Source organism: Micromonospora sp. NPDC047753 (assembly GCF_040642735.1).
Lineage (GTDB): Bacteria > Actinomycetota > Actinomycetes > Mycobacteriales > Micromonosporaceae > Micromonospora.
Map to the genome: position 1 here is coordinate 1 of NZ_JBEYSL010000107.1, position 15,585 is coordinate 15,585.

Annotated in this window: 16 protein-coding genes; 8 read left to right on the plus strand and 8 right to left on the minus strand. The window is 69.9% G+C overall.

Annotated elements, in window-relative coordinates:
• Positions 1–1,372: fatty acid--CoA ligase (locus tag ABZ749_RS12165; RefSeq protein WP_357226597.1), on the minus strand; the 1,372-nt coding region annotated here is incomplete at its 3' end.
• A 57-nt stretch (positions 1,373–1,429) separates the two neighbouring features.
• Between ABZ749_RS12165 and ABZ749_RS12170 the strand changes: the two genes are divergently transcribed.
• Positions 1,430–1,921: an NUDIX domain-containing protein gene (locus tag ABZ749_RS12170; protein WP_357203793.1), complete on the plus strand. Its 492-nt coding sequence runs from the start codon at positions 1,430–1,432 to the stop codon at positions 1,919–1,921.
• Between the two features lie 139 nt (positions 1,922–2,060).
• Here ABZ749_RS12170 and ABZ749_RS12175 read toward each other — a convergent pair whose 3' ends face one another.
• Together ABZ749_RS12175 and ABZ749_RS12180 are read right to left on the minus strand one after the other, a co-directional pair.
• Positions 2,061–3,737, minus strand: a complete 1,677-nt coding sequence (locus ABZ749_RS12175; protein WP_357226600.1) for an MDR family MFS transporter — start codon at positions 3,735–3,737, stop codon at positions 2,061–2,063.
• A 193-nt stretch (positions 3,738–3,930) separates the two neighbouring features.
• Entirely contained in the window at positions 3,931–4,473 is a 543-nt protein-coding gene (locus tag ABZ749_RS12180) for a type 1 glutamine amidotransferase domain-containing protein (RefSeq protein ID WP_357226602.1), read from the minus strand.
• 180 nt (positions 4,474–4,653) lie between these two features.
• Here ABZ749_RS12180 and rfaE2 point away from each other — a divergent pair, with 180 nt between their 5' ends.
• Positions 4,654–6,483 carry a D-glycero-beta-D-manno-heptose 1-phosphate adenylyltransferase gene (gene rfaE2 / locus ABZ749_RS12185; protein WP_357226607.1) on the plus strand — a complete coding sequence of 610 codons (1,830 nt, stop codon included), beginning with the start codon at positions 4,654–4,656 and terminating at the stop codon, positions 6,481–6,483.
• Positions 6,480–7,358 carry a glycosyltransferase family A protein gene (locus tag ABZ749_RS12190; RefSeq protein WP_357226613.1) on the plus strand — a complete coding sequence of 293 codons (879 nt, stop codon included), beginning with the start codon at positions 6,480–6,482 and terminating at the stop codon, positions 7,356–7,358. The genes rfaE2 and ABZ749_RS12190 overlap by 4 nt, the downstream gene beginning before the upstream one ends.
• A 1-nt stretch (position 7,359) precedes the next feature.
• Here the strand turns inward: ABZ749_RS12190 and ABZ749_RS12195 are convergent, their stop codons facing one another.
• Genes ABZ749_RS12195 through ABZ749_RS12205 form a run of 3 tightly spaced genes read right to left on the minus strand, consistent with a single transcriptional unit; the run spans position 7,360 to position 9,529 of the window.
• Positions 7,360–8,466 (minus strand): glycosyltransferase family 9 protein, encoded by a 1,107-nt coding sequence (locus tag ABZ749_RS12195; protein ID WP_357226617.1) that lies wholly within the window; start codon positions 8,464–8,466, stop codon positions 7,360–7,362.
• 8 nt (positions 8,467–8,474) lie between these two features.
• Entirely contained in the window at positions 8,475–9,026 is a 552-nt protein-coding gene (locus ABZ749_RS12200) for an Hsp20/alpha crystallin family protein (RefSeq protein WP_357226622.1), read from the minus strand.
• Positions 9,026–9,529: a DUF2231 domain-containing protein gene (locus ABZ749_RS12205; protein WP_357226625.1), complete on the minus strand. Its 504-nt coding sequence runs from the start codon at positions 9,527–9,529 to the stop codon at positions 9,026–9,028. Before ABZ749_RS12205 ends, ABZ749_RS12200 begins: the two co-directional genes overlap by 1 nt.
• Before the next feature lie 166 nt (positions 9,530–9,695).
• Between ABZ749_RS12205 and ABZ749_RS12210 the strand changes: the two genes are divergently transcribed.
• Positions 9,696–10,313, plus strand: a complete 618-nt coding sequence (locus ABZ749_RS12210; RefSeq protein ID WP_357226629.1) for a pyridoxamine 5'-phosphate oxidase family protein — start codon at positions 9,696–9,698, stop codon at positions 10,311–10,313.
• 23 nt (positions 10,314–10,336) lie between these two features.
• Here ABZ749_RS12210 and ABZ749_RS12215 read toward each other — a convergent pair whose 3' ends face one another.
• Both ABZ749_RS12215 and ABZ749_RS12220 read right to left on the minus strand, forming a co-directional pair.
• Entirely contained in the window at positions 10,337–10,939 is a 603-nt protein-coding gene (locus ABZ749_RS12215; protein ID WP_357226632.1) for a DUF4240 domain-containing protein, read from the minus strand.
• 31 nt (positions 10,940–10,970) lie between these two features.
• The gene (locus ABZ749_RS12220) at positions 10,971–11,375 is read right to left on the minus strand and encodes a VOC family protein (protein ID WP_357226636.1); all 405 of its coding nucleotides are present in this window, start codon (positions 11,373–11,375) and stop codon (positions 10,971–10,973) included.
• Between the two features lie 51 nt (positions 11,376–11,426).
• Between ABZ749_RS12220 and ABZ749_RS12225 the strand changes: the two genes are divergently transcribed.
• The 4 genes from ABZ749_RS12225 to ABZ749_RS12240 all read left to right on the plus strand — a co-directional run.
• Positions 11,427–12,071: a class I SAM-dependent methyltransferase gene (locus ABZ749_RS12225; RefSeq protein ID WP_357226640.1), complete on the plus strand. Its 645-nt coding sequence runs from the start codon at positions 11,427–11,429 to the stop codon at positions 12,069–12,071.
• 142 nt (positions 12,072–12,213) lie between these two features.
• On the plus strand, positions 12,214–13,545 hold the full coding sequence (locus ABZ749_RS12230; RefSeq protein WP_357226643.1) for a helix-turn-helix transcriptional regulator: 1,332 nt from the start codon (positions 12,214–12,216) through the stop codon (positions 13,543–13,545).
• 267 nt (positions 13,546–13,812) lie between these two features.
• Positions 13,813–14,388 carry a TIR domain-containing protein gene (locus ABZ749_RS12235; protein WP_357226646.1) on the plus strand — a complete coding sequence of 192 codons (576 nt, stop codon included), beginning with the start codon at positions 13,813–13,815 and terminating at the stop codon, positions 14,386–14,388.
• Positions 14,378–15,585: hypothetical protein (locus ABZ749_RS12240; protein WP_357226650.1), on the plus strand; the 1,208-nt coding region annotated here is incomplete at its 3' end. The genes ABZ749_RS12235 and ABZ749_RS12240, both read left to right, overlap by 11 nt.

The following is a 15,585-nucleotide window of genomic DNA, read 5'->3' on the forward strand; positions in this document are numbered from 1 at the left end:
CCATCAAGGCGTTCTCCAACTCCACCGACGAGATCCACTCGCCGCCGGACTTGATCACGTCCTTGGCGCGGTCGGTCAGGTTGATGTACCCGTCCCGCGAGAGGGTGCCCACATCGCCGGTCCGCAGCCAGCCGTCGCGGAACTTCTCCTCGTCCGGGGCGTCGTCACCGACGTACCTGGCGGTCACCCACGGCCCCCGGACCTCCAGCTCACCCACGGCCGTGCCGTCGGCGGGCATCGGGTCGCCCGACGGGCCGACGATCCGCGCCTGCACGCCCGCCGGCACCCGCCCCTGGGTGTAGCGGTAGCGCCAGGCATCGTCACCGGTCGCACCGGCGGGCGGACGCGAGACCGACCCCAGCGGGGACATCTCGGTCATCCCCCAGGCGTGGATGACGTCGATACCGTGCCGCTCCTCGAACGCGTGCATCAGCGCCGGAGGGCACGCCGAGCCGCCGACGATCACCTCACCGAGCGAGGAGGTGTCCACGTCGTGGGTGTCCAGGTAGGCCAGCAGATCGGTCCAGATGGTCGGCACCGCACCAGCCAGGGTGGGCTTCTCGACGGCGATCATCTCGGCGATCGGCGCGGCCTGCAGGAACCGGTCCGGCATGATCAGCGACGCGCCGGAAAGGAAGGCCGCGTAGGGCAGGCCCCACGACATGGCGTGGAACATCGGCACGATGGCCAACTCGCGGTCGGTCGGCCCGAGGCCGAAACCCTCCGGCATGCAGACCTGCAACGAGTGCAGATAGATCGACCGGTGCGAGTAGGCCACGCCCTTCGGGTTGCCGGTGGTGCCCGAGGTGTAACAGAGCGCGGCGGCGTCGCGCTCGTCCACCTCGGGCCAGTCGTACGTGTCGGGCCGGTCGGCGAGCAACGCGTCCCAGTGGTGCACAGTGATCCGGTCGCCGGCCGCGGCCACCAGCGGCGCCGGGTCACCACCGCCGACCACCACGACGTGCCGCACCGTGGTCAGCTCACCGATCACCCGGGCCAGCAGCGGGATCAGAGTGCTGTCGACGAGGACCACCCGGTCCTCGGCGTGGTTGGCGATGTAGACGACCTGGTCGGGGAAGAGCCGGATGTTGAGCGTGTGCAGCACCGCGCCCATGCTCGGCACCGCGAAGTAGGCGACCAGGTGCTCGTTGTTGTTCCACATGAAGGTCGCGACCCGCTCGTCGCCGGTCACCCCACACTCGTCGCGTAGCCCGTGTGCCAGCCGGGCGGCAGCCCGGCCCACCTCGGCGTACGTCATCCGGCGGGGCTCGGCGCCCGTCCAGGTGACCACCTCGGCCGTGCCGTGCACCAGTGCACCGTGGTCGAGGATTCGGGAGATCTGCAGAGGGGCGTCCATCATCGTGCTACGCATGGGTAACAAGCTAGTGTCGCCGGTCACACGTTGGGAACCCCCGGTAAGTTGTCGCAGGTGAGCATCTCCTGGGCCGACTCGTACGTGGGGCAGTTGCGCGCGATCGCCGGCGATCGGACGCTGATGTTCGTCGGCGCTCGTGCCGTGGTCAACGACGACGCCGGACGCGTTCTGCTGATCAAACGCTCGGACAACGGCCAGTGGGCCATGCCGGCCGGCGCGATGGAGCTGGGCGAGTCGATAGCCGACTGCGCGGTACGCGAGGTCCGTGAGGAGACCGGCCTGCGCGCGCTGCGGGTCTGCGCGTTCGCCCTCTACACCGGCCCGGACCGGACGAGCACCAACATGTACGGGCACACGTACCAGGTGTTCACGACCGCGTTCAAGGTCGAGGAGTGGGACGGGCAGTTGGCCCGGGTCACCGACGAGACCACCGACGCCGGCTTCTTCGCCCGCGACCGGTTTCCGACGCCACTCTCCACCTCGGTCATCGAAACCCTTGCCGACCTGGACGTCTTCGAGAAGACGAACCGGCTCATCCTCAAGTAGGGCGGCCGCACCTCGGGTCGACCTGGTGGTACGGCGCGTACCGCCGCCCCGCCTGACCGCCGCCGCCCCGCCTGACCACCCACGCCCCGGCTGACGCCGACCGCCCCGGAGCGATCCGGGACGGTCGGTGTCGAGACGCTCAGATCATCGTCTGGGACTTGGCCTCCATGTCGGCGGCCGCCTCCTCCTTCGACTCGCGGGTCAACGGCTTGCCGCCCGGAGCCGGGGCCTCCCCGCCGAGCGGGTCGGCGCCACCGGTGGCACCCTTCGGGCCGGCACCCCGCAGCTGCGTGTTGGGCAGGGTCAGGGTCACCACGACCGCCACGATCGCGATCAGGCCGGCCGTCAGGAAGACCATGTCCAGCGCGTCGACGAAGGCACCCTGGATGGCCGCGCGCACCGGCCCCGGCAGGGCCAGGATGGTGGCCGGATCGTTGATCGAGATGTTGGCGCCGCCACTCGCCGCGACCGCGGCCTGCTCCTGCGGCGGGAGCTGCGCGATCGCGCCGGGCAACCGGTCGGCGAGCCCACCGGTCAGCCGGGACGAGAGCACAGTGCCGAGGATCGCCACCCCGAACGAACCACCCAGCGACCGGAAGAAGGTCGCCGAGGAGGTGCCGGCACCCAGGTCGCGTACCGAAACCGCGTTCTGCACCGCCAGGATCAGCGACTGCATGCACAGACCCAGCCCGACGCCGATCACCACCATGTACCCGAACGCCACCCAGAGCGAGGTGGCCACCTCCAACTGGGTGAAGAGGAACATGCCGACCAGGAGGGTCGCCGAACCGGCCACCGGGAACCACTTGTAGCGGCCGATCCGGGTCATCGCGCGGCCGGTCAGGATCGAGGTGATGATGATGCCGGCCATCATCGGCAGCATCAGCAGACCGCTCCGGGTCGGCGAGGCGCCCTTCACGATCTGCAGGTACAGCGGAATGAAGATGATCGAACCGAACATCACCAGACCGATGACGAGCAGCGCCGAGTTGGCCAACGCGAAGGTGGCGTTCCGGAACAGCCGCAGCGGCAGGATCGGCTCGGCCACCCGGGCCTCCTGGAGGACGAAGAGCACCCCCAGCACCGCACCGACCACGAACAACGTGATGATCACGCCAGAGCCCCAGGCGTACTCGTTGCCGCCCCAGCTCAGCGCGAGCAGCAGGGAACTCACCCCGGCCACCAGCAGGCCGGCACCGAGCCAGTCGATCGAGTGGTTCCGACGTTCGAACGGGATCAGCCGCATCACGTGGTAGCAGACGACGATCGCCAGGATGGCCAGCGGCACGTTGATGTAGAAGATCCACCTCCAGTCCGTCTCCGCGAAGTAACCGCCCACGAGCGGCCCGGCGACCGACGAGATCCCGAAGACCGCGCCGAAGAGGCCCTGGTACTTACCACGTTCCCGGGGAGACACCACGTCCGAGATGATGGTGAACGCGAGCGTCAGCAGACCACCGGCGCCGAGGCCCTGGATACCCCGGGTGACGATCAGCTGGGTCATGTTCTGCGACAGCCCGGCCAGCAACGACCCGACCAGGAACGTGCCGATCGAGAAGAGGAAGACCGGCCGACGCCCGTACAGGTCGGCCATCTTGCCGTAGAGCGGCGTCGACGCGGTCGAGGCGAGCAGGTACGCGGTGACCACCCACGAGTAGTGGTTGATCCCGCCCAGCTCGCCCACGATGGTCGGCAGCGCCGTACCGACGATGGTCTGGTCGAGTGCGGCCAGCAGCATGCCGGTCATCAGGCCCAACATGAGCAGCCGGATCTGCTGACGGTTCAGCACCGGCGCATCTGAGGCTTCGGTGGTCATGTGGCCTTCTATCCCGCGAGCCGCAGAACATGCGCCAACCCACCAAAAAACCCCGCCCCACCCCGACCCACCCCGCCCGACCCACCCCACCCCGGCCCGACCCACCCCGCCACCAGCGTTGATCATGAAGTTATTGCCACGACACGCCACGCGAGGTGGCAATAACTTCATGATCAACAGGGATTGGGGGGATCTAGGGGGTTGTGAAGGTTTTGGTGATCGTTGCGCAGAAGGCGGGGAGGTCGTCGGGTTTGCGGCTGCTGGTCAGGTTGCCGTCGGTGACGCACTCCTCGTCCACCCAGGTGGCTCCCGCGTTGGTCAGGTCGGTACGGAGGGTGGGCCAGGAGGTGATCCGGCGGCCACGCACCACGTCCGCCTCGATCAGCGTCCACGGGCCGTGACAGATCACCCCGACGGGCTTGCCCGCGTCGAAGAACGCCTTCACGAACCGCACCGCGTCCGGGTCGCCCCGCAGGAAGTCCGGGTTCGCCACCCCTCCGGGCAGCACCAACGCGTCGTAGCCGGCGACGTCGGCCTTGTCGACGGTCACGTCCACGTCGTACGTCTTGGAGTGGTCCAGGTGGTTGAAGGACTGGATGGAACCGGGCTTCAGCGAGACCAGCTCGGCCGTCGCGCCAGCGGCCTCTACCGCCTCGCGTGGCTGGACGTACTCGACCTCCTCGACGCCGTCGGCGGCCAGGAAGGCGACCCGCTTGCCCTGCAATGTCGCTGCCATCTCGGTACATCTCCTTTCCGGGGGTACCTCAATCCCCTTCCCGCCCTCGAACGCCCGAAACAGGTCGGACCGGTATCGGACCGGCTCGGACCGGTCAGACACCGCCGAAGACCGCCTGACCAGCGGCGGGACGGTCGGCGCGCAGGTTTGTCCGCCAGGCCGCTGGGGACCCGGGGAGGCATGGCAGGAGCAGCAGCGGAGCAGCGCCGGCTCGCCACCGTCGTGGAGAGCTGGCTCGGACGCCCAGTCCTGATCGTCGGTGACGCCATGTTGGACGAATGGCGGTTCGCCGACTCCGACCGGCTCTGCCGGGAGGCGCCCGCCCCGGTCCTCACCCTGCGTCGGCGGATCTCCGCCGCCGGCGGGGCCGCGAACACCGCAGTCAACGTCGCCGCCCTCGGCGGCCGGGCGGTGCTGGTGGCACCGGTCGGCGCCGACGTCGCCGGGGACGAACTGCACGACTGCCTGGACCGCGCGAGCGTCTGGGACCGCACCGTCAACCAGCCCGGGCGCCCCACACCGGTGAAGCGGCGAATGTTGGCCGGCAACCAGATCCTGCTGCGTGAGGACTCCGGCGACCCGGAGGACGCGCTGGACCACGACGGGGTGAGCCGACTGCTCACCGCCCTGAGCTGCGCCACCGAGGAGTTGCGCGCCGCCGCCGGTGGGGAGGCGCCGACCCTGGTGGTCTGCGACTACGGCCTGGGCGCGCTGCCCGCGCCGGTCCGCGCGTGGCTGGTCGAGAACCGCCAGCGGTACGCCACGGTCGCGCTGGACGCACACGACCTGGCCGACTGGCGGGGTCTCGCGCCGACAGTGGTCACCCCCAGCTTCGCCGAGGCGACCCGACTGTTGGCCCGCGCGGGCGGTACGACCCGACCGACCGGCGGGACCGAACTGCACCTGGAACACCCGGACGGCGACCCCGTCGACGGGCCGTCCGAGATGACCGTCGGCGCGGCCCCGGGGGCGGGACGGGCCGACGACACCGTCGCCGAGCTGACCCGGGCCGACCGCCCGGGGCCGGTCGGCGAGCCCACGCCGAGCGAGGGACGGGTCGCCCTCACCGGCGACGGGCTCAGCGTCACCGGCACCGGCGTCACTGTGAACACCCGGGCCGGAGAGGGCGTCGACCGGGCCGTCCTGGCCAAGTCGCGGCTGGCCGAACTGCGTGCGCACACCGGTGCCGACGTGGTCGCGGTGACCCTGGACACCGAGGGCGCGGTGGTCGGCGGCGCCGACGGGGAGCCACGCCGCAGCCACAGCACTCCGGTGCCGGCAAGCCACGCCGTGGGCGCCGGCGACGCGTACCTGGCGGCGATGACGTTGGCCCTGGCCGCCGACGCGCCCCTGCCCACCGCCGCCCAACTCGCCCAACTCGCGGCCACCATCACCGTCTCGGACACCGGCACCTGCGTGTGCCGACGCGACGACCTGCTCGCCGCGTTGGGCCGGCCGACCGACACCACGAGCCACCCCGCGCTGGTCAGCGGCGACGAGTTGGACACGATCGTCGCCGGGTACCGCGAGGCGGGACGGTCGGTGGTCTTCACCAACGGCTGCTTCGACGTGCTGCATCGCGGGCATGTGCGCTACCTGGAGCAGGCCCGCGCGTTGGGCGACCTGCTCATCGTGGCGGTCAACTCGGACGGCAGCGTACGACGGCTGAAGGGCCCGGACCGGCCGGTCAACCCGGTCGAGGACCGGGGTGCCCTGCTCGCCGCGCTCGCCTGCGTGGACCACGTGGTGGTCTTCGAGGAGGATTCACCAGCGGCGCTGATCGAGGCGGTCCGACCTGACGTGTACGTCAAGGGCGGCGACTATCCGCCGGAGCTGGTGCCGGAGGCGCCGCTGGTGCGCCGCCTGGGCGGCCAGGTGCGCACCCTGGGGTACGTGCCGGACCGGTCCACCTCCGCGATCATCGAGCGGATCCGGTCGCACAGCCAGGACCCGTCGCCACACCTCGACGACCGGGAGCCCGACCCGTCGCTGCGCACCCAGGCGTCGTGAACCGCCCCCTCGACGCCGGCACCCCGGAGGAGTTCCGCACCGACCGGCTGGTCGACGTGCTGATTCCGACCCGGAACCGGCCCGCCGAACTGGCCGTCACCCTGGGCGGGCTCGCCGCCCAGGACGGGGTGCCCGGCTTCGGCGTGGTCGTCAGCGATCAGTCCGACGGGGATCCGGCGTACGCGCATCCCGCCGCGGCCACAATGGTCCGGGCGCTGCGCCACCGGGGCCACCCGGTGCTGCTGACCCGCCGGCTGCCCCGACGGGGGTTGGCCGAACACCGCGCCTACCTGCTCGCCGCCTCGGCCGCCCGGTACGTCCTCAGCCTCGACGACGACATCTGGCTGGAACCGGGTTCGCTGCACCGACTGGTGACCGCGATCGGTGAGCTGGGCTGCGGGTTCGTCGGCAACGGCGTGCACGGGCTCTCGTACACCGACGACGTGCGGCCGGAGTCGCACGGCCACTACGAGGAGTGGGTCGGGCCGCCCACACCGGAGCGCATCCGACCCGACACCCCGCAGTGGAACCGGGCCCGGATCCACTCGGCCGCGAACCTGCTGCACATCACCGAGCAGTTGGCGCTGCCGCCGGGCACGTGGCGGGCGTACAAGGTCTCCTGGATCGGCGGGTGCGTGCTCTACGACCGGGCCAAGCTCGTCGAGGCCGGCGGCTTCGACTTCTGGCGTCGGGTGCAGGAGAAGCACCAGGGCGAGGACGTGGCGGCGCAGCTGGCCGTGTTGTCCCGCTACGGCGGCGCGGGCATCCTGCCCAGCGGCGCGTACCACCTGGAGTCCCCCACCACCGTCACCGACCGGGACGTGGAGGCGTGGGAGGTCGTCCTCGCCGAGGAGGACACCCCGCAGCCGGCCTGAACTACCGGGTGAGCAACTCCCGGGCCGCTTCCAGCACCTCGATCACCGGTACGTCGGTCACGAACGAGTCCCGATGCGGGCAGTCACCGTCGCCGGGTCGGTGCGGATAGATGCCCGGCGTGCAGTCGACCCCGCAGACCGGGCAGTGCACCGTCCACGAGCTGATCGGGCGGTGCCGGCCCCGCAGCGGGCTGGCCCCGTTGATCAGGTTGCCGACCCAGAATATGCCCACCGTTGGCGTGCCCACCGCGGCGGCCAGGTGCAGCGGGCCGGTGTCGTTCGAGACGACCAACGCACAGTCGGCGTAGCAGCCCACCAAACCACCCAGGCTGAGCGTGCCCACCTGTGGGCGCACCGGCACCTGCGCCGCAGCGACGACGCGGTCCACCACCTCCTGCTCGGAGGGCGTTCCGGTGACCAGCACCTCGTAGCCGTCCTCGTGCAGCGCACGGGCCACCTCGGCGAAGCGCTCGGCGGGCCAGCGGCGGCGGGTGTCGGTGGCACCCGGATGCAACGCCACCCGGGGACGGCCAGCCGGGCCGAGCACCTGGGCGGCCTCGGCCCGGTCGGCGTCGGTCACCGTCAGCGTCGGCGTGATGGTGGTGGCCGGCGCTCCCGCCAGCGCCACCACCTCCAGGTAGCGGATCACCTCGTGCTGGTAGTAGACGTAGCGCAGCCAACGGTCCAGCGGCGGCGCGTCCTCGGCGCGCAGGCCGACGGTCAACCGGGCACCGAGCCGGCTGATCAGCGGGTTGGAGTTGGCACCCCCGCCGTGGATCTGCACCGCCAGGTCGAATTCCGCAGCGGCGGCAGCGGCCACGAAGTCGTCGATCGACGACTCCGGCTCGCCCGGCTCCGGCGTACGGATGCCGGGGGCCGGCGGCACCACCAGCACCCGGTCCACCGGGCCGGGCCGGTCGCGCCAGAGCTTCGCGTGCCACGGCGCCCCGAGCAGCACGATCTCCGCCGAGGGGTACGCGCTACGCAAGGCGTCCAGCGCCGGCAGGGCGAAGATGAAGTCACCGAGCGCGTTGGCGCGCAGCACGGCGATCCGCCGTACGTCGGGAAGGCGCTCGGCGGTCGGGCCGAGCACGGACGGGGTGACCACCCGACCCGCTACGGCCGGTCGATCTCGCCGACGGTGTCCGGGCGGTGCAGCTCCCGGTCCGCGGCGGGATCGGCTGGCATCGGCGTACCCGTGGAGAGGTCGCCGGAGCGCGGCCCGGTGCGGCCGACGGTGATGGTGCGCGGCGCGGGCCGCGTCGCCCGTGGCAGGCGCACCCGGAGCAGGCCGTGGTCCATCACCGCGTCGATGGTGTCCGGGTCGACCCGCGCCGGCAGGTTGACCCGGTATTCGAAGCCGCGCGTCTCAAAGCCGCCGGGGATCCCGTGGTCGGCGTTGACCTCCGCCTCCGAGCGGGCCCGCACGCACAACTCGCGGTCGTCCAACTCGACGGCCACCTCCTCCGGCGCCACCCCGGGCAACCGGACGACGACCTCCCAGCCGTCCGAGGTCTCGGTCAACTCGACGTCGGACGCCCCGCCGCGACCACCGACCAGGCGACTCAACTCGGAGCGCAGCGACTGCAACTCCCCCATCGGGTCCCAGCCCTGCTGCCGGCTGCCGCGCCACCCCCGGCCGAAGCCGCCAAACTGCTGCTCGCTCATCACACCTCTCCGATCCGCTGGGCGGCCGTCGGCGGCCGTAGTGAGCTGGGCGCGTCCAGGCCGGCGTCACGGTCGACGCCCACACCGAGCCGGTCGACCAGCTCGCCACCGAGCCAGGCGCTGATGCCGAGGATCGCCACCGCGACCAGCTCGATGGCGATCAGCGCCCCGCCGGCGGCCCGGGAGTCCGCGTTGAGCCGCACCGCCCACACGGCGGCGAAGAGCAGGATCACCGCGACGTTGGCGCCCGCGTGCAGCAGACCCACCCGCTTGGCGCGGGTGCCGCTCGGTATCGCCAGCAGGTCGAACGAGCCGGCCGCCGCGGCAAGCAGGCCGCCGATCAGGCCGACGGTGATGTTCCAGTACGCGACCTCGCCGAGGAAGTCGGGACCGCCGACGGTGTCCACCAGGTCGAACAGCACCGCAGTGGCCAGCAGCGCCACCGGGAACATGACAAGCATCGGATGGACTGGGTGACCCAGCACCTTGAGTCGGCTCTCCATCTCCCGGCCTCCACTGGTCGGCGTCCTGCGGAACGGTCCACGTCGGCGAGCGCGTCGGGTGAGGCCGTACCCCCGGCAACCCGGCACAAACCTCGCGCTGGTCACGGCGGCCTAGGCTGATGACGGTGGTGCCCACCACCGGGTCAACGCCTGAGGGAGGACCAACGTGACGGTGGAGATCACCTCGCACGAGGAGTTGCGCGAGTTGCTCGGTGAGCCGAGCACGCGGGCCGCCAACAAGGACCGCACCCGCCTGCACGAACGGGACCGCGAGTGGCTCGGTGCCTCGCCGTTCTGCCTGATGGCCACAGCCGGCGCGGACGGCAGCTGCGACGTCTCACCCAAGGGCGACCCGGCCGGGTTCGCCCTGGTGCTGGACGACACGACAATCGCCCTCCCCGAGCGGCCCGGCAACAAGCGGGCCGACGGCTACCGCAACATCCTCGACAACCCGCACATCGGGTTGCTCTTCCTGATCCCCGGGCGGACCGACACGCTGCGCATCAACGGGCGGGCCCGCCTGGTCAGCGACGCGCCCTGGTTCGGCGACATGGTGGTCAAGGGGCACCGGCCGGTGCTCGCCGTGGTGGTGGAGATCGAGCAGATCTTCTACCACTGCGCGAAGGCGTTCCTGCGGTCCGCGCTGTGGCGGCCGGAGACCTGGCAGCCCGAGGCACTGCCGTCCCGGGCACGCCTGATCAAGGAGGTCGAGGCCCCGACGGAGAGCCTCGAAGACCTGGAACGGCACTACGGCCCCGAGTACGCCACGAAGATCTACGTCTGATCGGCCCTTCCAGGCCGGATCGGCTACGCCTCGGCCGGCTGCGACCGGTCCGGCTCGTCGGCACGCCAGGCCGACCAACCGTCCGGGTTGCCGAACGACTCCCGAGAGATCCCCGAGCCGGTCTCCGGCCACGAACCGAACCGGTCGTTGTGCAGGTGCGCGAAGAGGTAACACATGCCTTCGCAGTCGGCGTCCAGCAGCGCCATCGCGGGGTCGGCACGAACAGCTTCGTAGTAGGCCCGACCCAGGGCGACGATGAAACCGCGGGCGTAGAGGAAGCCGTCGTCCGACCCGTCGGTCACCTCGTGGATGTCCTCCCGATCGATGTCGTACAGCTTGCGCTCCACCACCCGGTCCAGATCGGTCAGCTCCTGCCCGGTCAGCCCGGCGGTCAACTGCCCGAGCCGGTCCAGGAAGGCATCAAGCCAGGCGTCGATCGCGTAGGACGGGCCGTCATCGTCGACGTCATCGCCGTCGTCAGCGGCGGGGTCGCGCTCGACGAGGGCCTGACGCAGCGCCAGGGGCTCGGCGCCCAACTCGGCCCAGGCCGACTCGATGAGTGCCCACAGCCGGGCCTCGTCGGCAGGGGTGGGCAGCGTTCCAGGGGCATCGGTGGTCACGGTCACCGCAAGACCGTAACCACCACCACCGACGCTTTCAGGACTCCGCGGCGGAGACCATCCACAAGTGACCATCCGGGTCGGCGAAGACGCCCGCGTACCCCCAGGGGTGGTCGGACGTCTCGGTGATGACCTCGGCGCCGGCAGCGCGGGCCCGCTCGACGACCGCGTCCGCGTCGACAGGCGAGTCGACAGTGAGGTTCAGCAGACACTCGCTCTGGCCCCTCCGGGCGACCTCGTGCCGGCCGATCACCCAACCGAAGCCGCCGGCCGGAATGAGCATCAGCCGCAGCCCGTCGTTGACCACGAACTGCAACGGCTCCGGGAGGCCGTCGTCGGCCAACTCGCCCACGGCTTCGAGGCCGAGGCCGTCGCGGTAGAACCGGTAGGAGGTGGGACGGTCGGCGATGGGCAGGCTCACGATCACCGGTGCGGGAGTCATGGGTGAACGCCTCCAAGGTGCCGGTCGTGTCGCTGAACTAACGTTGGCGTCGTGACGGTAGACGGCTGGCTGTCTGATACTCGCACCTCCTACGACACTGTGGCAGTCAGCTACGCGCGCCTGGTGCGTGACCTCCTTGCGGAAGCACCGTACGAACGAGCTGCTCTGGCCTCGTTCGCGGAGCTGGTGCTGGCCGCCGGCGGTGGGCCGGTCGCGGACGTGGGCTGCGGAACGGGGCGCATCACCGCCCACCTGCACACGCTCGGCGTGGACGCCTTCGGGATCGACCTCTCGCCCGGGATGATCGACGTGGCCCGCCGTGACCACAGTGAGCTGAGGTTCGAGGTCGGCTCGATGACCGACCTCGATCTGGCCGACGGCTCGGTCGCCGGCCTGGTCGCCTGGTACTCCCTCATCCACATCCCCGACGACCAGATCGGCGTCGTGTTCGCGCACTTCCGGCGGGTGGTGCGCCCCGGTGGCCCGCTGCTGCTCGGCTTCCACGTGGGCGACGAGACGACCCTGAAGACCGAGGGGTACGGCGGGCACCCGATGAACGTGCGCGTCCATCGTCGGCAGCCGGCCCAGGTGGCGGCCTGGCTGCGCCAGAGCGGGTTCACCGTCGACTCGCAGACCACTGTCACCTCGGCGGAGAGCCGGCTCGGCGGCATCATCGTCGGACGACGGGCACCCTGAGCAAGAGCATCGGCAATCCGACACGAGCCAACCGACGGGTGTCGCCGCCACCCGGATGGCCCATTGCTTCGAAATTTCCACACCCGCACAGTAAGTTGTCCGACCCCCTTTGCATCGGGCCTCAGGAGACGCGTGGTGAAACATGGTGGACGAACAGATTCAGCCGCTATCGTTCGGTGCCGAGTTGCGCAGACTAAGGACGGAAGCGGGACTGTCGCTTTCGCATTTTGCCCAGCGTGTCAACTACAGCAAGAGTCACCTCAGCAAGATCGAATCTGGTATTAAGAAGCCCAGCCAAGCATTGGCCCGGCGTTGTGACCAGGGACTTGGCGCGTCCGGGGCATTGGCCCGGCTGGTGCAGCCAACAGCTCCCGTTCCGGGCTCCGACTCCGACCCCGACCCCGACTTCGACTCGCGCGAGGAGGTGTGGACGATGCGGTTGACCAGCGATGGGCAGAACGATTTCGGCGCCTACGATCGACGCTCGGTCCTGACCGCCGGCGCGGCAACCCTGATGAGCTGGGCGATCACCCCGCCGCTCGACCGGGTCGGCGCCGCAGAGTCCACTCTGCCGATTTTCCGGGGCTGGTTGGACGAACTCCGGCGACTCGGGCAGAGTGCACCGCCGGGCATGGTCAGCCAGATTCTCATCGCGACGACCAACGCCGTACAGGGTCTTGCCACCGATAACCATTCATCGAGCCGGGGCGAGGCGTTGCGATTGGCATCCCGTTTCGCCGAGTACACCGGCTGGATGGCGCAGGAGAAAGGCGATGAGACCGCCGCGTTGTGGTGGACGGCGCACGCCATCAGGCTCGCGACCGCAGGTGGGGATCCGGAGCTGGAATCCTATGGGTTGGTCCGCCGCGCGGAACTGGCTCTCTACCGAGGTGACCCGATCGCCACGAAGGCGCTCGCCCGAGAGGCCCAGACCCGATCCCGCAGCGCACGCATCCGCAGCTTCGCGGCCCAGCGTGAGGCGCAGGGCCACGCCATTGTCGGCGATGAGCGAGCCTGCCACCGAGCGCTGGAGCGGGCGGCCGAGTTTATGCGGGCCGGCCACGCGGAGGCCGCCGACGGCCCGACTCTCGGCAGCGCGACGATGACGGATCCGATCGCGTTCGTGACCGCGTGGTGTCTGCAGGACCTCGGACGACCACTCGAGGCGGCCGAGATCCTGGACCGCGAGTTGGGCTCGATAGCGCCGGACGCGCACCGGACCAGGGCGCGATATGGGGCACGCCTCGCCCTGGCCGCAGCCACCGTTGGCCAGGTCGAACGAGCCTGCGAGGTCCTGCGACCGGTGCTCGACCGCGCCGGCACGATCGATTCCGCGACCGTGCGCCACGATCTACGTCGATTGAACCGCGAACTCGGCCGGTCGCGACGGCAGCACAGCGTCCGGCACATCATGCCGGGTCTCACTCTCGCCCTTCACTCCAACACACCGGAGCCACTACGGTACAGAGCGTAGTCCTTTCGGATAGCGCTCGCGCGGCTGATCAGCTTCGCCACTCCGCCACAGGACCACATTTTCGCGCACCGAGCACTGTTGTCCATCCATTTGGGTGAGGACAACGGATTGCCGCGCCGCCATCCTGACTGACAGGATTCGTCACACCGGCTTTTGCCAACAATCCATCCCTGCATCGGTTCGTGATCCCGCAGTGAGCGACATTTGTCGACCCTACCGAAGACGGTCCGCGGGTAGCTGGGGCCGACGTGCCAGAAAGGCAGCCTAATGACCGGTGTTTTCATCAACTACCGCACCGGCGACGCTTCCTACGCAGTTGATCTCATTGATCAACGATTGTGTCGCGAATTCGGTGAGGGCCAGATTTTCCGGGATCGTCGTTCGATGCGTCCTGGTACCGATTTCCCGCCCGAGCTCTCCCGGCAGCTCAAGCGGAGCAAAGTACTGCTCGCCCTCATCGGGCCGAATTGGTTGACGATCTCCGACTCGTCGGGTGCCCGGCGGCTCGACAATCCGAAAGATTACGTCCGAATGGAGATCCGCCGGGCGTTGAAGCGAAGTATCGAGGTGATACCCGTCCTTCTCGCCGGAGCGCCTCTACCAAAGGCAGACCAGTTGCCCGGCGATATCGCGACGCTGCATCGTCGGCAATCATTCGAGCTGCGCGACCACAGCTCCGATCAGGATCTCGCCCGACTGGTCGAGGTGCTCGTTGCGCACGTTCCACGGCCGCCCAGGACCCCGTCTCCGGCAAGCAACGGGCGGCACAGCTCCGTGAACATCCGCGCAAAACGGCTGGACATCGAGGGCCCGATCACTGGCGGTGATTACTTTGGCCGATGAGGTGAACCCCGAGCCCTCCGGTGCCCCGACGGCGACCGACGAGGCGGCAGCAGCGGGTGGCCGGGGAAAGACCCCGCTGGACGAAGCACTGACCAACCCGAAGCCGAAGCACCCCGACGCTGAACAGGCGGGGAACGAGGACCAGGCGCGAGAGCAGGAGGACTTCCGCGAGTCGTTGGCCGACGCGATCGGTGCCTTTGGCGGACGGACGTCGAACGTGACGCTCATCGGCCATAAGATCAACGTCACCGGGTCGATCACCGGCGGTGACGCGACGTTCGGCCGGGACAGCGCGAGTGCCCTACTGTCGACGATCGCGGTGAGCACCATCGAACGCATCGCCCGGGTCTTCGTCCAACCCAGCGGGTACCCCGATCTCGTCGCAACCGCCGGCGATGACCGGGTGATCCTGCTGCGGGCGCGTCGGCGCTGGGGAAGCTCCACTACCGCCATCCAGCTCATGTCCGGTATGAAGGCGATCCACGAACTGCGTTTCAACGGATCGCTCGCCACACTCCAGGTGGAGGAGCTACCCAAGGGCTGCGGCTACGTGGTCGAACGACTCACCGCCACGCAGCTCGGCGAGCTGCGCGAGCGGGACATCTCCGCACTGGAGGAGCGCTTCGCGAAGCGGGATGCCAGATTGGTGCTGATCCTGGACGCCGAGCGGCGGCTGCACGACCACGCCGTGGCCCGGCTCGCCCGGGTCCTTGACGCACCGCCGTCGGCGTACGACCTGGTAGCCAGCCACCTTGCCGAGCACCTCAGCTCGCCCCGGGAGGCGGACGCCCTCCTGAAGGCGGATGGCCTGATGGAGGTGTTACAGGCCGTCGAGATCGACGCCTTCGATGTCCAGCAGTTGGTCGAGCTAGCCCAGGATCTTGCCGAGACGACAAAGGGCGAGAGCACCATCAATGAAGCGCTCGCCCGGTTCGAGGACCGCCGCCGGCTCGATGTCGAAGACTGGCTGGACGGCATCACCGAATTCGACCAGCGAGCGACAGTGGTGGCGCTGGCGGCTCTCGAGGGAATGCCCTACGACGCGGTCTCCCGGGCGGCGACGATGCTGGAACGGGCGTGGCGTGCGGAGGAGGGCGGCGATGCCCCGCCGAGCCGGGCCCGACGACCACGGAATGCCCGACTACGGGCGGCCCGGGCCCGGATCACCACCGAGGTACGGCGTACTCGGTACGGAAC